Origin of the sequence: Gibbsiella dentisursi, assembly GCF_039539505.1 — a bacterium.
GTDB lineage: Bacteria > Pseudomonadota > Gammaproteobacteria > Enterobacterales > Enterobacteriaceae > Gibbsiella > Gibbsiella quercinecans.
In genome coordinates, this window is record NZ_BAABDG010000007.1 from 675154 (window position 1) to 691810 (window position 16657).

Consider the following 16657-nt stretch of genomic DNA (forward strand, 5'->3'; position numbering starts at 1 on the left):
AGTAAAGTTAAGAGGAAAAAATGATCAATTCATACAATAAATGGCAAGAGCCAGAAAACCATCTGCCTGTCCCTGGCTGGGACACGCCGCCCCAGCCAATCCCTGATAATAAAATCACGCAAATTGTCGAAAGTGATGTTGTCATCATCGGTGCGGGCTGCGCCGGTTTGTTTGCCGCCCATTCAGCAGCGGAACACGGGCTGAAAGTTGCCGTGGTCGAAAAATTCTCCACCTTCTCTGCCCGCGGGATGGACAACGGCGCCGTCAATAGCAAACTGCAACTTCAATCAGGCAAAGAGATTGATGAAGACCTGATTTTTGCCGATCTCATCCGCTTCGCCAATAACAAAGTGCATCCTGAACTGTTGTCTATATGGGTACGCCAAAGCGGCCGGGTATTCGATCACTACATCGATCTGTGTGAAGCCAACGGCATGAAAATCGCTCTCGCCGATGCGTTTAGCGTGGCCAAACAGTATCCGGACCTTTACCGCCAATACCCGACGGCGCATATTTTTGCACGCGCGGACCAGAAGATCAGTACCGGGAATGAATACATCCCTACCCAGCAGGCATTTCTCGGCTTTATCGAGGATCAGTGTAAAAAACTGGGGGTTGCCTTCTATTACAACGTTGCCAGCGAGCAAATCCTGCGCGAAGACAATGGCCGGGTAAGCGGCGTAATCGGCCAAACACAGGATGGGCACGCTGTGAAATTCACGGCGGCCAAAGCCGTGATATTGGCCAGCGGCGGATACTCTGAAAACCAAGCGATGATCGATGCCTGGTGCCCAATCATCAATAAAGCCGAAATCAAAACCTATAATCCCCAGGGCGGCAATGCCGGTGAAACGTTGGCCCAGGCCTTGTGGATAGGCGCCGGCCTGCAAAACTGGCCGCATCCGGTGATGTTGCATACCATTCCCGGTTTTCATGTTGATTTGATGTGCGGCAACCAATCGTTCATGCACGTTAACCAGTTTGGCAAACGGTTCCAAAGTGAGTCGTTGCCTAACCAGAGCCTGGTTAACGGCCGCTTCCGCCAACCCAATCAGCTGGCGTGGGCGATTTTCGACGCCAGATATGAGAGCGATCATCAAACATTCCAGAGCGGCTTTGACGGCCCGGTGACCGAGCCCATTGACGTGCTGAACGCCCATGCCGACAAAGGCCGCCTCTACCGGGCCGATACGCTGGAAGCGCTGGCGCAACAGATAGGCGTCCCCGTCGATAACTTCGTCGCAACCTGCAAACGATACAGCGAAATGGCGCATAGCGGTAAAGACACGGACTTTAACAAAGAACCCTATCTGATGTTCCCCATCGAACAACCGCCCTATTACGCCGTGCCGATCCGCTCCCACCTGCTCGTAACCGTGGGGGGCCTTGATTGCGATCCCGACATGCAGGTGCTTGATATCAACGGCAACAAAATCCCAGGGCTTTATGCGGCTGGCAACATACAGGGTAATTTTTTCGCCAGCGAATACCCTCTCATGGCGCCAGGGTTAAGCCACGGCCGCGCCATCACCTTGAGCTATGTGCTGGGCGAACAGCTGGCGAAACAATAAGCCATCCCCCCCGGCCTCTGGGGGGGAAAACAACACGCATTGCAAACTGGCCCTATCCAACAACCGCGCCGCATTAATAATTAATGATAGCGCGCGGGTACCAGGAGTAATCAGTATGAGTGCTCACCACACGTCACAACAATCGCCTTATCCATCAATACGCTGGGCAATACTCGCCGGATGCTGCCTGGCCGGCGTATCTTTCCAGCTTGCCGCTATGTCTTACGCGCCATTATTTGGCGTCATCGCCAAGGATTTGGGGATCGCGTTTCCCGAAGCGGTGCAGTTGATGACCTATTTTATGCTGTTTTCTAACCTCTCCTTCTTTATCAGCGGCCCCTTTATTGACCGATTCACCCCAGCAATATCGATTATCGTCAGTATTATCCTGTCATTTGTGCCAACACTGGCGACGCTATGGGTTGGCAATTCCTACGCCAGCGTGGTCATTATTCGCATTCTGCAAGGGTGTGCCGTCGGTTTTTGTATGGCGGCAACGGTGCCGCTGATAATGCAATGGTTCCCGGGAAAACAGAGGGCGTTTGCATTAGGGATCACCGGTGCGTTTATTCCTCTCGGCGCCATGTTGAGCGTTGTGATTGCACCAGTGATATATACCTTGTTGGGTAATTGGAAATTATCCATGGCGGCCATCTCACTTTTTGCGCTGGTTTCGCTGATTTATTGCCTGATTATTTTTAGCATCGCCAGAAATAAGGCACCATTATTAACGGATGAGGCGCCCGGCCCCAACGAAATCGCCGACAATGCCCCCGGTGAAGGGTTATTCAAAGCGGCGTTACTTTCCCGATATACCTGGATCGGCATTGCGGCCACCTTCGCCGCCAACTGGATCCTACAGTCCGTCTTTAGCCTGACGCCTTCCTATTTTTCGGAAGCCGAACCCATTGGTTTAGGGCTGGGGCCCATCGCAGGCGGCAGCCTGACGGCCGTTTTACAGGTGGCCTCGGTCATTGCTCCGGTGATCGGGGGATATATCGCCGGCAAATACTTCAATGGCCGGCCCGGAGGCATCATCACGGTCGCCATGGTGCTGACTACCGTATACGGCGCGATTCAATTCCAGCAAGTTTATCGCCAGGAAGCGGTTTTGATGCTGTGCCTGATCCTGCCGGGCTTCGGTATCGGTATGCTGATGCCAATGCTACAAGCTAAAATAGCGGAATCTTACGATCATCGCATCGTTGGGCGCATGAATGGGCTGTGGCTGGGCATCGGTTCATTCGGGGGTACCGTCGGCTTGTTCGTCTCGGCAAAGGCGCTGGCCGCCACGGGCAATTATATTAGCATTATCAATATTATTGCGTTGGTCGCACTAGTCGGATTAATCCTTTCGCTCTTCCTGAATCGCCGCAAAGAGCAAAAAGATAGCCACCCGACGCTGGAAGCAAACAAAAATTGAAACCAGAGGAAATCTCCCTGCGGGGGCGGAATACTGCCGGTGTGACTAAAGGCCAGAGAAAACATATGTATCATTCACTGCTGTTGTTTGCCTTTATCACATTGGCGATGAATCTGCGGGCGCCGCTGACATCATTGCCATCAGTGATTGAGTTCATTAAGGCCGATCTGCATATTAATTCAGGCCTGGCGGGATTACTGACGACGATTCCGGTATTGTGCTTCGGCGCACTGGCACCCGTCGCCTCTGCGGTCATTGCGCGCGTAGGTATCGAGAAGGCCATTTATGTCACTCTGTTCGGCGTAACACTGGGAACCTTGCTGCGTTCGGCTGATGGATTAAGCCTGGTTTTGGCGGGCACATTGCTTCTCGGCGCGGCCTTGACGCTTGGCAACATCGCCAGCCTGATGGTAATCGCCCGGGACTTCCAACACCGCTCGAGCCTGATTACCGGATTGTATGTCATGTCGATGAGTATCGGCGCCATGCTGACCGCCGCGTTAACGGCGCCGTTAGCCGCGGTGATCGGCTGGCGCGCCGCGCTGGCCGTTTGGAGCGGGCTGGCCGTACTGGCCATCATGCTATGGCTGGCGGTCAACCATGTTAAGCGTTCCTCACCGGCGGCCATGCAGCCCCCCTTGCCCTCTTCCCAACGGGAGGCCGGTGAGCAAACGCCTTCCCAGCGGGCAAGCGCAGAGCAAGTATGGCGCCGCCCGGTGGTCTGGTTACTGGCCATCGCATTTTCAGCGCACACATTCCTGTTTTACGCCATGACCGCCTGGCTGCCGGACTATTTGAAACACGCCGCAAATATGAATACCAGCGGCGCCGGAATGGCGGCCTCACTGTTTCAGATCCTCGGTATCCTCGGTTGCTTTGGCATCCCCTGGCTGGGTTCGGCCGCGCATTTTTCCAAGGCCACGCGCTTTCTTATCGTGGGCCTGGCGTGGTTTTGTATGCCGGCCGGGCTGTTGGCCTATCCCGGCCTGTGGCCGCTATGGATAATTTGCGGCGGGATCGGCGCCGGAGGCGGCTTTCTGGTGGTCTTCACTTTGGTCATCGACATCGCCGGCAATCTGGATGAAAACCGCCGAATATCCTCTTTTGTACAAGGCGTTGGCTACATCGTGGCCTCAACCGGGCCGATTGTGGTCGGGGTGATTCATCAATTAAGCGGCGGTTGGCACAGCGGATTCATTCTACTGGCCTCGATTGCCTTATTGATGTGCCTTAGCGGAACCAGGGCGGCGAAATCTCAACGCAGGTAAATTAGCCGGCGCCGGGCCGATGAACGGTATGACCCGGGTTGCAGGGAACGCCATTATTCTTTTAGCGGCCCGGCGGTATAGCCAAGGATCCTCTCAAATGGCATTCAGATCGACATCATCCGTATATTCCAGGCTGGAAATCTCCTTGGTTATCGGCTGGCCGCAGATGACGCGCTTTCGTTCAGTGTCGAATGTTAACGTGGCGGGGCCGGCGATTTCCCACCCATTGTTCAGCAGTTTGGTAATCCGTTGGCAAAACTCAGCATCATCTGGCCCGGTGATATATCGGTAAGCTTTCATTCTGTGACCTCCATTTTTCGTCGGTGCCGTGGTTAAGGCCGGTCCAACCTGAATAAAAAACGAACAAGGTTCAGAATAAGCATCCTGTTGTTGCCGTCAACATCTGCTTCATCGCCGGTAGCGGCAAAGCGCATATTGACGGGCAACGGCTGATTTATTTTGCTTACGGGCGGCCGCGTTAAAATGCCGCCAGATGGCTATTACGAATATCCGTCACCACCATATGGCCCGGGGCGTGGGTAATCGCAAACGGCAGGCCCGCGGAACGAATGGCTTCCTGCGGCGTAACGCCGCATGCCCAAAATACCGGGATTTCGCCCGCGTGAATCAGCGAACGGCCACCGAAATCAGGCGCGTCGATATCGCTAATGCCGATCAGGGCAGGGTCCCCCAGATGCACCGGCGCACCGTGCACATCAGGAAAACGCGAGGTAACCTGCACCGCGCGAATAGCCTGCGCGGGCGTCATTGGGCGCATGCTCACCACCATATTGCCGGCAAAATCGCCAGCCCGGCCATTGGCAATATTGGTGATATACATCGGCACATTGGTGCCCTGTTCGATATGGCGGATCGGGATCCCGGCGTCCAGTAATGCATCTTCAAATGAATAGGAACAACCAATAACAAAACCGACTAAATCGTCACGCCAGACATCGTGCAGATTTTCCACCTCGGCGACGCGCTTGCCATCATGGAACACATAATAGGAAGGGAAATCGGTTTTGATATCTACATCCCCAAGCTCCGGTACTTTGCCGCTACCCGGTTCCGTCATGCCGATCACCGGGCAGGATTTAGGGTTAAGCCGGGCAAAGCGTAAAAACGCATCGGCATATTTGTGCGGCAAAACCGCCAGATTACCCTGGGTATATCCGGGGCACTGCCCGGCCGTTGGGACAGTAAATCGCCGTTGCCGAACGGCCTGACGGAACTCCGCCGGATTATGCCAAATCGTTGCCATTATCATCACCTGATAATCAATTATGGGAAGCCTTATTCTTTTGCAGCAACGGCGTGATGTCTAACCAGAAATAATCACGGTGGCTGTTTAATATTTATAGACAATGCTTGCACCAATATTGTGCCATTGCACAACGTCAGCCTTATTTATTTCATTATTAATGCCAAGATGCCACCAATAATAAATACCCAAAATAATTCGAGTTGCAGGACAAAAACGAAAAAGCGTTTTTGAACAGCGCTAGCGTTGGCCCCGAAGGGGTGAGGCCGTATGGCCGAATCACGCGGCAACACAGCGAATCCCCAGGAGCTTACTGAAGTAAGTGACTGGGGTGAGCGAGGAAAGCCAACACACCTGCAACTTGAAGTATGAAGGGTAAAGATATTACGTATCAACGCCTGGGCGGGGAATAGATAAAACCCCGCTTAGCCATAATATTCCGCCAATGAATCAAGCAGGCGGGCGCGTTCAGTCCGCAACGCCTGCGCGTGATGAAGATCGCACCAGGTAAAATGGATCGTCTCCCCGGGCAAACGCTGGGCCAACAGGGGCAAATCGACGCTGATGACATGCGCGATTTTGGGGTATCCGCCGGTGGTCTGACGATCGGCCATCAACAGAATCGGCTGGCCGCTGGGGGGCACCTGGAGAGTGCCGAAGGCAACGGCTTCTGAAAGTAGCTCCAGCGGTTCGCGCAGCGGCAACGCGGCGCCGCTCAATCGATAACCCATGCGCTCCGATGCGCTGGAGATCTGGTAATCCTTTTCCGTCAGCGCCTGCTGGGCTTGTTCGGTAAAATAGCGCCATTCCCGCCCGGGGATCACCCGGATCGGCGCGGCCGCCAACAGATCGACCCGCAGGCTGCGCGGCAGCGGTAAACGCGGCAATGCATTTTTGAACGAAGACGGAATCGCAATACGATCCCCGGCCTGTAACGGGCGGCCAGCCATGCCGCCAAAACCGCCGTGGCGATAGGTACTGCAACTGCCCAATACCGGCGGGATCAGGTAGCCGCCATGTACGGCAATATAGGCGCGCGCGCCGGATATTCGCTGGCCAAAGCGCAATACGCTGCCGGCTTCCACCCGCACCGCGACGCCGGGTTGTATCGCCCGCCCATCCAGCGTGGCGGAAAGATCGGCCCCGGCGATCGCCATCAGGCAACGCGACTGGAACAACAGCTCCGGCCCTACCAGGGTGACTTCCAGCGTACTGCAACTGCCGGGATTCCCCACCAGCAGATTGGCCACGGTGTGGCTCACCTCATCCATCGGCCCACTGACAGGAATGCCTAAATGCTGATGCCCATAGCGCCCCGAATCGTGAAGGGTGGTGCATAAACCCGGTTTAATAACCTGAATACTCATCGCTGCGCTTCCTGTGCCATGGCATAAAACGTCGGTTCATCAATCGCCACAAACCGCACGCGATCGGCATTACGGAATAAACATGGTTCTTCCCTGTCAGTTGCAAACACTGTTAACGGCGTCCGGCCAATAATGTTCCAGCCGCCAGGCAAATCCATCGGATAAATAACCGATTGCCGATTCGCGATGCCAATGCTGCCTTGCCGCACCTGCGTCCGTGGCGTCGCGCGTCGCGGGGGGTTCAGCGTGCTATCCAACATGCCGATATAAGCATGTCCCGGGGCAAACCCCAGCATCAGCACATCCAGCCAGTGTGCGGTATGTTTTTCAATTAAGGCCGCCGGCGACAGGCCGCAAAGCGCCGCTGTTTGAGCAAGATCGGGCCCGAACGCACCACCGTAACAGACCGGAATGTCGATTTGCCGCGGCGGCTGAAGCGTAGCCGAGAAAGGCGCCTGCAAAACCGCAATAATCTGCCGGCAGAGCGCCTTATAGGGCGAGTTTTCGCCCTCGCCACAGCGGATCCGTTCAGGCAGGTAGTGAACCCCAACCGTCACCATAGCCGGGACGATATCCAGAACGCCGGTTAGCTTGCCGGCCTGTTTCGCCGCGGTTAGCATGGCCGCGGCGTTGGCGGCCTGATGATTAGCCGCGGGGCAAAATGTTGAAGAAAATTCGAGAATGACGCAGCCATCGCCGGAAGCAACAATGCCGCAGCCAGCCCAAGAGAACTCCGCCGAAGCATCGGGCATAAAAGAAAAATCGTTATCATGTTCAAACATAATCAAAACCTGATGACAAAATAAAAAACATCCCCTTCCCCTGGCATTCACCGTAGCCGCCTTCCTGCAACTCGAATTATTTTGGGTATAGACTGGTTATGATGTCTATCGCAGAATAATCTGCGAATCTGTTCAGCTAAATTTAACCGTTATGGCACTCATCATGGGCAAATTTACCGGCCATAGCATTCATTGCACCAACCCGAGGCATGAATGAACACGCGATTTGTTGAAACTTTTGTACTGTTAGCCCATATCGGCAGTGTCCGTCAGGTTGCCAAACGCTTATATTCCACGCCAGGGGCAATCTCTATGCGTGTAAAAAAGCTGGAAGCGGAACTGAATGTCGTGCTGTTTAACTGGGATCATAAAACCCTGCAATTATCCCCCGATGGTTTACGGCTATTGCCCTATGCCGAACGTTTGCTGGAATCGACACAGCAACTGGAGCGCATGGCCAAATCCCCCAGCAGAGAAAAAAGCAAAATACGTATCGGTATTATTGAAACCGTCGTGCATACGTTCCTGCCGGAATTTATGAAAGAGATGAACCGCCTGATGGCGGACGTTACTCTCGATCTGTCGGTTGAACTCACCACTAACCTGAAAGAACAATTAATGCGGCGCGATATTGATTTATTGATTCGGGTTAAAGACGATGAAAGTAATAATCCGTTTGCCATCACCCGGCCGATCGCCGAATTGCCCATACATTGGATCGCTCATCCCCGGCTTATCCCCACGCATGATCTTGTCCGCAACATTTTAAGTAAACAGCTCCTGACCCAAATGCGCGGTTCAGTGCCTTATGAATCCGCGGTCGCCGTCGCCCAACAACTGGCATCGGCACACGGCCTGCTCCCCAGCGAATTACGCATTTCCGGCACACCTTCGCTGGCCACGCTGGTGGCGCTGGTGCGTGAAGGCGTCGGGGTGGCGATCATGCCCGGGATCTTGGTTAAAGAGCCGCTGGAACATCACGCATTACAGGAGCTGGCGTTACCGGGTTCCCCGCCGTTCCAACTGGCGATTTCCTACATGAAAAACGCCTCCCCGCTGATCGCCGATGTGGCAAACATCGCGCATAACGTCTGCAGAAATTACTGCCAGCGGCAGGGGGAGCACTGGATAAAATTTATCGAGTAACCCGCATCAACGGCGCCGCCGGCCCGGTGTTGTCTTGTGTCCGAATGCGGGGCGCCATGTTATATCCAACGCTGGCCGTCAGTAATACGGCATGCCCACATGCCGCGACGCACCGATTATTTCAACACATCATTGTGCGTGTCACGCATACGCAGCAGGGTGAACAGGCTACAGAATGCAGCGAACGCCATAAAGAAGCCCGGCATCAACAAAATGCCGGTTTTATTGATCAACGCAGTGACCAGATACGGAGTGATACCGCCACCGAGGATCGCCCCGATATTAATACTGATCGCCATCGCGGTATAACGTACCGACGTCGGGAATTGCTCGGCGTACGTTGGGTAGCCCACGGACTGAATAATCGGCATCGGCAGAGTTGCAATCAACATCGCTAGCGCAGCAATCCAAATATTGTGGCTGTCCATTAACAACATCATCGGAATAACGATCACTACATAACCAATAAAACCGGTTAATAATAATTTACGCCGCCCCAGCCGGTCGGATAGTCCGCCCCAAAACGGCATCATCGCCGCCACGCATAATCCCAGTGCCGCCATCAACCAAAACACATGGCTCTTTTCATATCCCAGATAGGTGGTGAGATAAATATTCATAAATATCACCCCAATCCAGTAGCCGGCATTTTGCCCAAAGGTCAGCATAATCACCCGAAACAACGCCGAAGAGTGCTCGCGCAATACCGACATAAAGGGCGTATGCACCACTTTTTTATTGCCGGAGATAAACCTTTTGAATGCCGGCGTTTCCTCCACCTGATGACGAACATGGACAGAAAACAGCACCAGCGGCAACGTCAACAGAAATGGAATACGCCAACCCCAGGCCTGCAATTGCTGCGGATCAAGAATCGTGGTGACCAGGCCACAAATAATTGCCGCCAGCGCGCCGCCCAATGCCACGCCAACCGGGGTAAATGAGCCATAAAACCCCCGCCGCCCGGTGGGCGATGATTCAGCAACAAACGCCGCCGCGCCAATAATCTCCCCGCCGGCAAAAAAGCCCTGTGTCAGCCGTAAACAAACCAGAAGTATCGGCGCCGCAATGCCGATGGAAGCGGTCACCGGCAACATCCCGATCGCCGCCGTCGCCCCGCCCATACCAATCACGGTTAACAACAGCACCTTTCGCCGCCCCACGCGATCGCCAATACGCCCTAGCAAAATACCGCCCAACGGCCGGATAAAGAAGGCGCTGCCGAACACCGCCAGAATAGACAACAATGCCGCCGCCGGATTATCTCCGGGGAAAAACAGCGGCCCGATAATCACCGCCATAAACCCATAAATACCAAACTCATAATATTCAATCGCGGTACCGGTCATGGAAGCTATCGCCGCACGTTTTGCGATCCGTATTGAGGCCGAATCAGGCACTGCGGCCTGGCGTATATCAGTAAAATCAGACTCTAGTTCATATGACATATATCACCCGTCTGGTTGTCTGCTAAGGATGAACAGCGCTGACATCATGCTCGCTGCCCGCAAAGCTAGTTCTCAATTAGCTACTCTAAATAAATGCAAGTGCGGGACCAGACTGACCAATCAGGAAAATGTTTTGTATATCAAATGACTGATAAACAAACGCGATGAGTCAACCACCGATAAGGCGATAAAAAGGCGGAACTGATGGCAAAAATCGCATCAGGCGGTAGAAAATGCATATTTCCACCCGCGATGATAAAGAAATAAAGTAATAATCAATACCCGTAATCCCCAGCCAGGTGCAAATCACAGATTATTTTCACCGTACTGGTGCAGCAATATTTTTGACAAGTTAGGGAATAAAGTCAGCCAACTCAATATCGCCAAAATGGGGAAAACAGAGGGTGCGGCGGGGGAGTAAAAAACACAACGGACTACGGGGAAATTAAAAGACGCCATTAAAACACGACGGCGGCTTGATTATTCGCAAGCCGCCGCGATGTTATCAGCAGAGAATTACTGTTTTTTCGTCGCCTCATAACGAGCGCGATTTTCTTCATTCGGCGGGTAAAGCCCCGGCAATGCGGCGCCGGCGTTAACTTCGGCCATGATCCAGCTTTCAAGGCGCTCCTGCTCAACGGCCAGTTCGACGATGTCGTCCAACAACGCGGCAGGGATCACAACCGCGCCGTCCTGGTCGGCGACGATAACGTCATCCGGGAAAACGGCGACGCCGCCACAACCGATGGGCTGCTGCCAGTCAACGAAGGTCAACCCGGCCACCGAAGGCGGCGCGGCGGCACCGCGTGCCCAAACCGATAAACCGGTTTCCAGTACCCCGGCCCGATCGCGAACGACGCCATCGCTGACCAGCGCGGCGACGCCGCGTTTAGCCATCCGCGCGCACAGAATATCGCCCCAGAACCCGGCGTCCTGTACGCCGTTGGCATCAACCACCGCGATACAGCCTTCCGGCATCAGTTCAATCGCCGCACGCGTCGACTTCGGGGAACTCCAGGATTCCGGCGTCGCCAAATCCTCACGGGCGGGAATAAAACGGACGGTGAAAGCACGCCCGATGGTGCGAGGCAAGCCGGATTTGAGGGGGAACGCCCCACGGATCCAGACATTGCGCAGCCCCTTCTTCAATAACAATGTGGTCAGCGTGGCCGTCGTAATATTGGCCAGCGTAGCAAACGCCGCTGCGTCTTTAGACAAGGTCATATGCCATCTCCTGTAAGCCGGTGGAATACCGCACCGGCCGTTAGATATTATTGATTAAGCCGCCATCAACCCGCAGGGTAGAACCGGTGATGTAAGCCGCCCGATCGCTGGCCAGAAAGGCCACCGCATCGGCATACTCTTCCGGGCGGCCGTAACGGCCTAACGGAATGGTGGCGGTGCTTGCGGCTTCCACATCGGCCAGCTCCCGCCCTTCGCGTTTCGCCCGGGCGCCGTCGAGAAAACGGGTCCGCGCCGTAGCAATACGGCCTGGTACGATAATATTCGCGGTGACCCCTTGCGCGGCCACATCGCGCGCCAGCGTTTTAGACCAGCCGAGCAGAGAAATCCGCGTCGCATTCGATAAACCCAGGTTGGCAATCGGTGTGATCACCCCGGAGGAGGTGCTGGTGATAATCCGGCCCCATCCGCGTTCACGCATCCCCGGCAGCAGCATATCGGTAATACCGATAACCGGGATAATCATGGATTCAAAGGCGTTGCGCCAGATGGCACTGTCATGCCCGAAAGCCGGCCCCGGCTGCGGGCCACCGGTATTGTTAATCAGGATATCGATGCCGCCGACGCGCTCCAGCAGCGCCGCAACGCCGACGCGCCATTGCGCCTCATCGCTTAAGTCCCAGCTAAAAACATGGGCGGTGCCCTGCTGGGCACGCACTTTTTCTGCCGTTTCCGCCAGCGCCGCTTCATTTTTATCGGCCAGGCAAACCGTCACGCCTTCATTTGCCAGCGCCAACGCAATCGCGCTGCCCAGCCCGCCGCCAGCGCTCATCACCAGCGCGCGTTTCCCCGCGATGCCTAAATCCATCTGCCTTCCCCTTATTGATTCAGTTGGCTGCACGCCTGATGAATACGCTCGCAGGCGCGTTCAAGTTTCTCTGTCGATGTGGCGAAAGAGATACGGAAATGGCCCTCATAGCCGAAAGCGCTGCCGGGCACCACCGCAACCTGCGCCTGTTCGAGCAGATAACGGCAAACATCCAGATCGTTTTGCAGCAGGACGCCATTCGGCGTGGTACGGCCGAACAGGCCGCGGCAGGACGGAAACAGGTAAAAAGCCCCTTCCGGGCGCAGACAGGATAATCCCGGCGTCGCATTAAAATTTGCCAGGCACAAGTCGCGGCGCTGGCGGAATATCTCATTACGCGGCGCGAGAAAATCCATGGGGCCGTCAAGCGCCGCCAGGGCGGCTGCCTGTGCAATCGAGCAGGGGTTACTGGTGCTTTGTGACTGAATCGTCGCCATGGCGGCAATCAGTTTTTTCGGCCCGCCGGCATAGCCAATGCGCCAGCCGGTCATCGCATAGGCTTTGGAAACGCCATTGACCGTCAGCGTGCGTTCGCGCAACGCCGGAACCTCTGCGGCGATATTGGCAAACTTCCAGCCGTCGTAGCACAGGTGCTCATACATATCGTCGGATAAGACATACACCTGCGGATGCGCCAGCAGCACCTCACCCAAGTGGCGTAAATCATCAGCGCTGTAACCGGCGCCCGTCGGGTTGCCCGGCGAATTGAGAATCAGCCATTTGGTTCGCGGCGTAATCGCCTGGTGCAACTGTTCCGGTTTTAACTTGAACCCTTGCTCTGCACCGCAGCTAACGCTGACCGGCGTTCCCCCCGCCAGCCGCACCATATCCGGATAGGAAACCCAGTACGGCGCCGGAATAATGACTTCATCACCGGGATCCAGCGTCGCCAGCATGGCGTTGAAAATAATTTGTTTACCACCGGTACCGACGCTGATCTCCGATCGCTCATAGACCAGCGCATTATCGCGTTCGAATTTACGCGCAACGGCCGCTTTCAGTTCGGGCGTGCCATCGACATCGGTGTATTTTGTTAACCCCTGATCGATCGCTTCACGTGCCGCAGCATTAATATGCTCCGGCGTTGGGAAGTCCGGTTCGCCTTGTGACAAACTGATAACGTCAATGCCATTTCGCCGCATTTCCGCTGCCTGCCGGGTTATCGCCAGCGTAGCAGAGGGTTTAACTGAATCCAGCAGGTGCCCCAGCAATTGCATATCCATCCCCCTTGATTTAGACCTGAACTTCATCGTAGGGCTTGATAAGCAATAATAAAATCAATATATTTTTTATAAATACTCAAATAAAATCTATCAATGATCCGCGAACTGAAAACGCTACTCGCCGTCGCGCGTGAAGGCACCTTTGCCGCCGCCGGTAAAAAAATCGGCCTGACCCAGGCGGCAATCAGTGCCCAGATGCAACGGCTGGAGGCCGGGCTGGGCTTTCCCCTTTTTGAACGCAAGGGGCGCTCTGCACATCTGAACCCCATGGGTGAACAGGTATTGCGCCAGGCGCAGGCGCTGTTGGAGCTCTATGATCATCTTGGCTCAGTTCCCCCGCCGGATACCGGTAGCCGCCTGGTCAATATTGGTGCAATCGCCTCGGTGCAATGCGCGTTGCTGCCAGCCGTGCTGGCAAAATTTCATCAAAGCTATCCGGGATGCCGTTCACGCGTGATGCCGGGGCTATCGATGGAACTGGCTAATCTTGTCGATGCCGGCGAGCTGGATATCGCGGCGATTATTCGCCCCCCTTTCTCACTGCACAGCGATCTGCAGTGGTCAACGCTGGCGAGCGAACCGTTCCGCCTGCTGGTGCCCCACGCCATCCCCGGCGACGATTGGGTTGAATTATTGAGTAGCCAGCCGTTCGTGCGCTATAACCGCACGTCGTTTGGCGGCCGCCAGGTTGATCGTTTCCTACGGGAAATGCACCTGTCGGTGCGCGAGATCTGTGAAGTTGACGAACTGGATGCCATTGTCCAATTGGTGGCGCATGGCGTTGGCACGGCGCTGGTGCCGCAAACGCTCACCTATCAACGCTGGCCGGCGACCATTCGGGTGCTGGATCTGGGGCAACATACCTTTCACCGCGATATCGGCCTGATCTACCGTGCCGGGCTGGAACTGAACGAACCGTTAGCCACGCTGAAACAGCTGATTACCACCTATACGCACGTGCAATACCATCGCACGGTTCAGCCGGCCGCCGGAAAAAAATAGGGCGTGGATTAACTGCTGCCGGGAAAAAACCCGCACTCGGCAGCAGCAGATAGCGTTAGCCACGGCTTGTAATATTTACCGCTCGTGATTACTATTTTTTATCAAAAATAGAATCCTCCCCTGCAAATGAACATTTTTATTAATGAATGGGGTCGTCATGATACGAGAGCTCAAAACCTTTGTCGCCGTAACGCAATTCGGTACTTTTGCCGCGGCTGGGCAACATATCGGCCTGACGCAATCCGCAGTCAGCGCCCAGATTCGCTCGCTGGAAGAGGCGCTGGGTATGCAGCTCTTTGATCGTTCAGGGCGCACCGCGCAGTTGAATACCGCCGGCAACCGGGCGTTACCCATGGCGGAAGAGATTCTGGCTATTTTTGCCCGCATGTCGCAGCCGGAAGATCTGGATCGCTATCGCGGCGCCATTAAGATTGGCGCGATTGCCACCGTTCAGACCGGCCTGCTGCCGAAGATGCTGGTGCAACTGCATCGGCAGGCGCCTGCGCTGGAAATGAAGCTGCTGCCCGGCGTTTCATTTGATTTATTAACGCAAGTGGATGCCGGGCATATTGATTTGGCGATTGCCCTGAAGCCGTCCTTTGCGTTAAGCAAAGATCTGTATTACGAAACGCTCAAGCAGGAGCCTTTTGTGCTGATTACACCGCCCGATCTGGCGGGCGATAACCCGTTGGCAATCATCCGGGAAAAGCCGTTCATCCGTTATGACCGCACATCTTTCGGTGGGCGGTTAGTCACGCGTTTTTTACGCGAACAACGGCTAGAGCCAAATCAGGTGCTGGAAATTGACGAAATTGACGCCATCGTCAAGATGGTGGAAAACAATCTGGGCGTAGCCCTGGTGCCGCAGGCAGGGCTATGGCATGAACGCGAAAATCACGTGCGAATAGTGCCGCTGGGCGATCTCACCTTTTGCCGCCAACTGATCGTCGCAACGCGCCAGGCCGATCAACATAAGCCCTTACATCAGATGATTATCCAGTGCCTGCACCACTATGCTAAACAATAATTCTGTTTTATCGCGGTGAACATTAAACATGTTTTATGCAATACAGTGAGAAGCGCATAGACATCAGCCATAAAGCTATTTATTGCCTCTGTAGAAAAATAAAACCTGGATTGCGACCCGGTTACTGAGTCTGGCTATGCTTCAAGAAGTCGGCCTTGCCGAGCATACAAACAAATATCCTCATCGACTATTCGGGGGGCGGCAACAACGTGTCGCGATAGCCCGAGCTTTGGCCATGCAGCCCTCTGTCATTTCCTGTATTCAGTAGCCAGATGATGTATTCGCGGCCCATTGGCTTAACACCGCCTAAAGGGGCGATAGGGGGAAAGATCCCCCTATCGCTTCACCCGCCCAGATTTTAGCGATTCAACGGCGGGAAACTTGATTTAACGCCTGTATCAGTTCGCCCTTTGTCATACGTACACAATACGTCGGCATACCTCTTTCGAAACGCCATCCTTCAGACAGCGGACCAACATCCACGCAGTCAAAGCCAAAGGCATCATAAAGATCAGCAACGATTTTTTTACCTGCGGGATCGTCGCCGGCAACAGGCAGCGCGCGCCTGGCCGGATCTCCCGTGGGCAGCCCATCAGTTTCCAGTTGCGTCATGGGTATGGCATTAAATGCTTTTGTTACTTTTACCTGCGGCAGTTGTTCGGCCAAAAGTTCACTGGTTGTTGTCTGCCTGGCATCCAGTGCTTCAATCTGCCCATCCCGTTCAGGATAATAATTAACCGCATCAATCACCGGTTTTCCGCTAAGCACGCCCCGCGGAAGCTGCCCGATAGCCGTAAGAGGCACAGCGATAATAACAATATCGCCGTACATCGCCGCATCGTTGGCCGCGCCTATCTCACAGCCAATCATTGGCCGGAGGCTAAACAGCGTTTGCGGGCTGCGGGAATTACTGAGCATAACCGTATGCCCCGCTTTAATAGCCAGTTGAGCCACGGCCCGCCCGACAAAACCTGCACCTATGATCCCGATCTTCATCACTCCACCCTCTTTCTTCACGAATGAAAAAAGAACTTATTTCATTACTCTTTAATGATAAAGTGCATTGTTTAACCAACATAAACAACA

The 16657-nt window shown here is 54.6% G+C and carries 15 protein-coding genes; 6 read left to right on the forward strand and 9 right to left on the reverse strand.

Annotated elements, in window-relative coordinates; all coding sequences use genetic code 11:
• Nucleotides 1–20: 20 nt before the first annotated feature.
• The 3 genes from ABFX35_RS17220 (at nt 21) to ABFX35_RS17230 (ending at nt 4262) form a co-directional block, all read left to right on the forward strand.
• Entirely contained in the window at nt 21–1571 is a 1551-nt protein-coding gene (locus tag ABFX35_RS17220; protein ID WP_346082292.1) for an FAD-dependent oxidoreductase, read from the forward strand.
• Between the two features lie 115 nt (nt 1572–1686).
• Nucleotides 1687–2994 (forward strand): MFS transporter, encoded by a 1308-nt coding sequence (locus tag ABFX35_RS17225; RefSeq protein ID WP_346082293.1) that lies wholly within the window; start codon nt 1687–1689, stop codon nt 2992–2994.
• Nucleotides 2995–3059: 65 nt separating this feature from the next.
• Complete coding sequence (locus tag ABFX35_RS17230) at nt 3060–4262, forward strand: MFS transporter (protein WP_346082294.1); 1203 nt, start codon at nt 3060–3062, stop codon at nt 4260–4262.
• A 93-nt stretch (nt 4263–4355) separates the two neighbouring features.
• Here the strand turns inward: ABFX35_RS17230 and ABFX35_RS17235 are convergent, their stop codons facing one another.
• From ABFX35_RS17235 to pxpB, 4 genes are all read right to left on the reverse strand, one after another.
• Nucleotides 4356–4562, reverse strand: a complete 207-nt coding sequence (locus ABFX35_RS17235; protein ID WP_095847652.1) for a DUF1737 domain-containing protein — start codon at nt 4560–4562, stop codon at nt 4356–4358.
• A gap of 178 nt (nt 4563–4740) precedes the next feature.
• Nucleotides 4741–5526, reverse strand: coding sequence for a putative hydro-lyase (locus ABFX35_RS17240; protein WP_279025187.1), 786 nt, complete (start codon nt 5524–5526; stop codon nt 4741–4743).
• Between the two features lie 425 nt (nt 5527–5951).
• Nucleotides 5952–6893 carry a 5-oxoprolinase subunit C family protein gene (locus tag ABFX35_RS17245; protein ID WP_279025185.1) on the reverse strand — a complete coding sequence of 314 codons (942 nt, stop codon included), beginning with the start codon at nt 6891–6893 and terminating at the stop codon, nt 5952–5954.
• Nucleotides 6890–7726 (reverse strand): 5-oxoprolinase subunit PxpB, encoded by an 837-nt coding sequence (gene pxpB, locus ABFX35_RS17250; protein ID WP_346082295.1) that lies wholly within the window; start codon nt 7724–7726, stop codon nt 6890–6892. The genes ABFX35_RS17245 and pxpB overlap by 4 nt, the downstream gene beginning before the upstream one ends.
• 162 nt (nt 7727–7888) lie before the next feature.
• Between pxpB and ABFX35_RS17255 the strand changes: the two genes are divergently transcribed.
• Nucleotides 7889–8821 carry a LysR family transcriptional regulator gene (locus ABFX35_RS17255; protein ID WP_346082296.1) on the forward strand — a complete coding sequence of 311 codons (933 nt, stop codon included), beginning with the start codon at nt 7889–7891 and terminating at the stop codon, nt 8819–8821.
• 116 nt (nt 8822–8937) lie between these two features.
• Here the strand turns inward: ABFX35_RS17255 and ABFX35_RS17260 are convergent, their stop codons facing one another.
• The 4 genes from ABFX35_RS17260 to ABFX35_RS17275 all read right to left on the reverse strand — a co-directional run bounded on the left by ABFX35_RS17260 (nt 8938) and on the right by ABFX35_RS17275 (nt 13542).
• Nucleotides 8938–10269, reverse strand: a complete 1332-nt coding sequence (locus ABFX35_RS17260) for an MFS transporter (protein ID WP_346082297.1) — start codon at nt 10267–10269, stop codon at nt 8938–8940.
• Nucleotides 10270–10785: 516 nt separating this feature from the next.
• Nucleotides 10786–11493, reverse strand: coding sequence for a ribonuclease activity regulator RraA (locus tag ABFX35_RS17265; protein WP_095847647.1), 708 nt, complete (start codon nt 11491–11493; stop codon nt 10786–10788).
• Between the two features lie 40 nt (nt 11494–11533).
• Nucleotides 11534–12319 carry an SDR family oxidoreductase gene (locus ABFX35_RS17270; RefSeq protein WP_346082298.1) on the reverse strand — a complete coding sequence of 262 codons (786 nt, stop codon included), beginning with the start codon at nt 12317–12319 and terminating at the stop codon, nt 11534–11536.
• An 11-nt stretch (nt 12320–12330) separates the two neighbouring features.
• Entirely contained in the window at nt 12331–13542 is a 1212-nt protein-coding gene (locus ABFX35_RS17275; protein WP_423783654.1) for a pyridoxal phosphate-dependent aminotransferase, read from the reverse strand.
• A gap of 93 nt (nt 13543–13635) precedes the next feature.
• Here ABFX35_RS17275 and ABFX35_RS17280 point away from each other — a divergent pair, with 93 nt between their 5' ends.
• Together ABFX35_RS17280 and ABFX35_RS17285 are read left to right on the forward strand one after the other, a co-directional pair.
• Complete coding sequence (locus ABFX35_RS17280; protein WP_279025175.1) at nt 13636–14544, forward strand: LysR family transcriptional regulator; 909 nt, start codon at nt 13636–13638, stop codon at nt 14542–14544.
• Nucleotides 14545–14701: 157 nt separating this feature from the next.
• Nucleotides 14702–15571 (forward strand): LysR family transcriptional regulator, encoded by an 870-nt coding sequence (locus tag ABFX35_RS17285; RefSeq protein WP_095847643.1) that lies wholly within the window; start codon nt 14702–14704, stop codon nt 15569–15571.
• 366 nt (nt 15572–15937) lie between these two features.
• Here ABFX35_RS17285 and ABFX35_RS17295 read toward each other — a convergent pair whose 3' ends face one another.
• Nucleotides 15938–16567: an NADPH-dependent F420 reductase gene (locus tag ABFX35_RS17295; protein WP_346082389.1), complete on the reverse strand. Its 630-nt coding sequence runs from the start codon at nt 16565–16567 to the stop codon at nt 15938–15940.
• Nucleotides 16568–16657 lie beyond the last annotated feature (90 nt).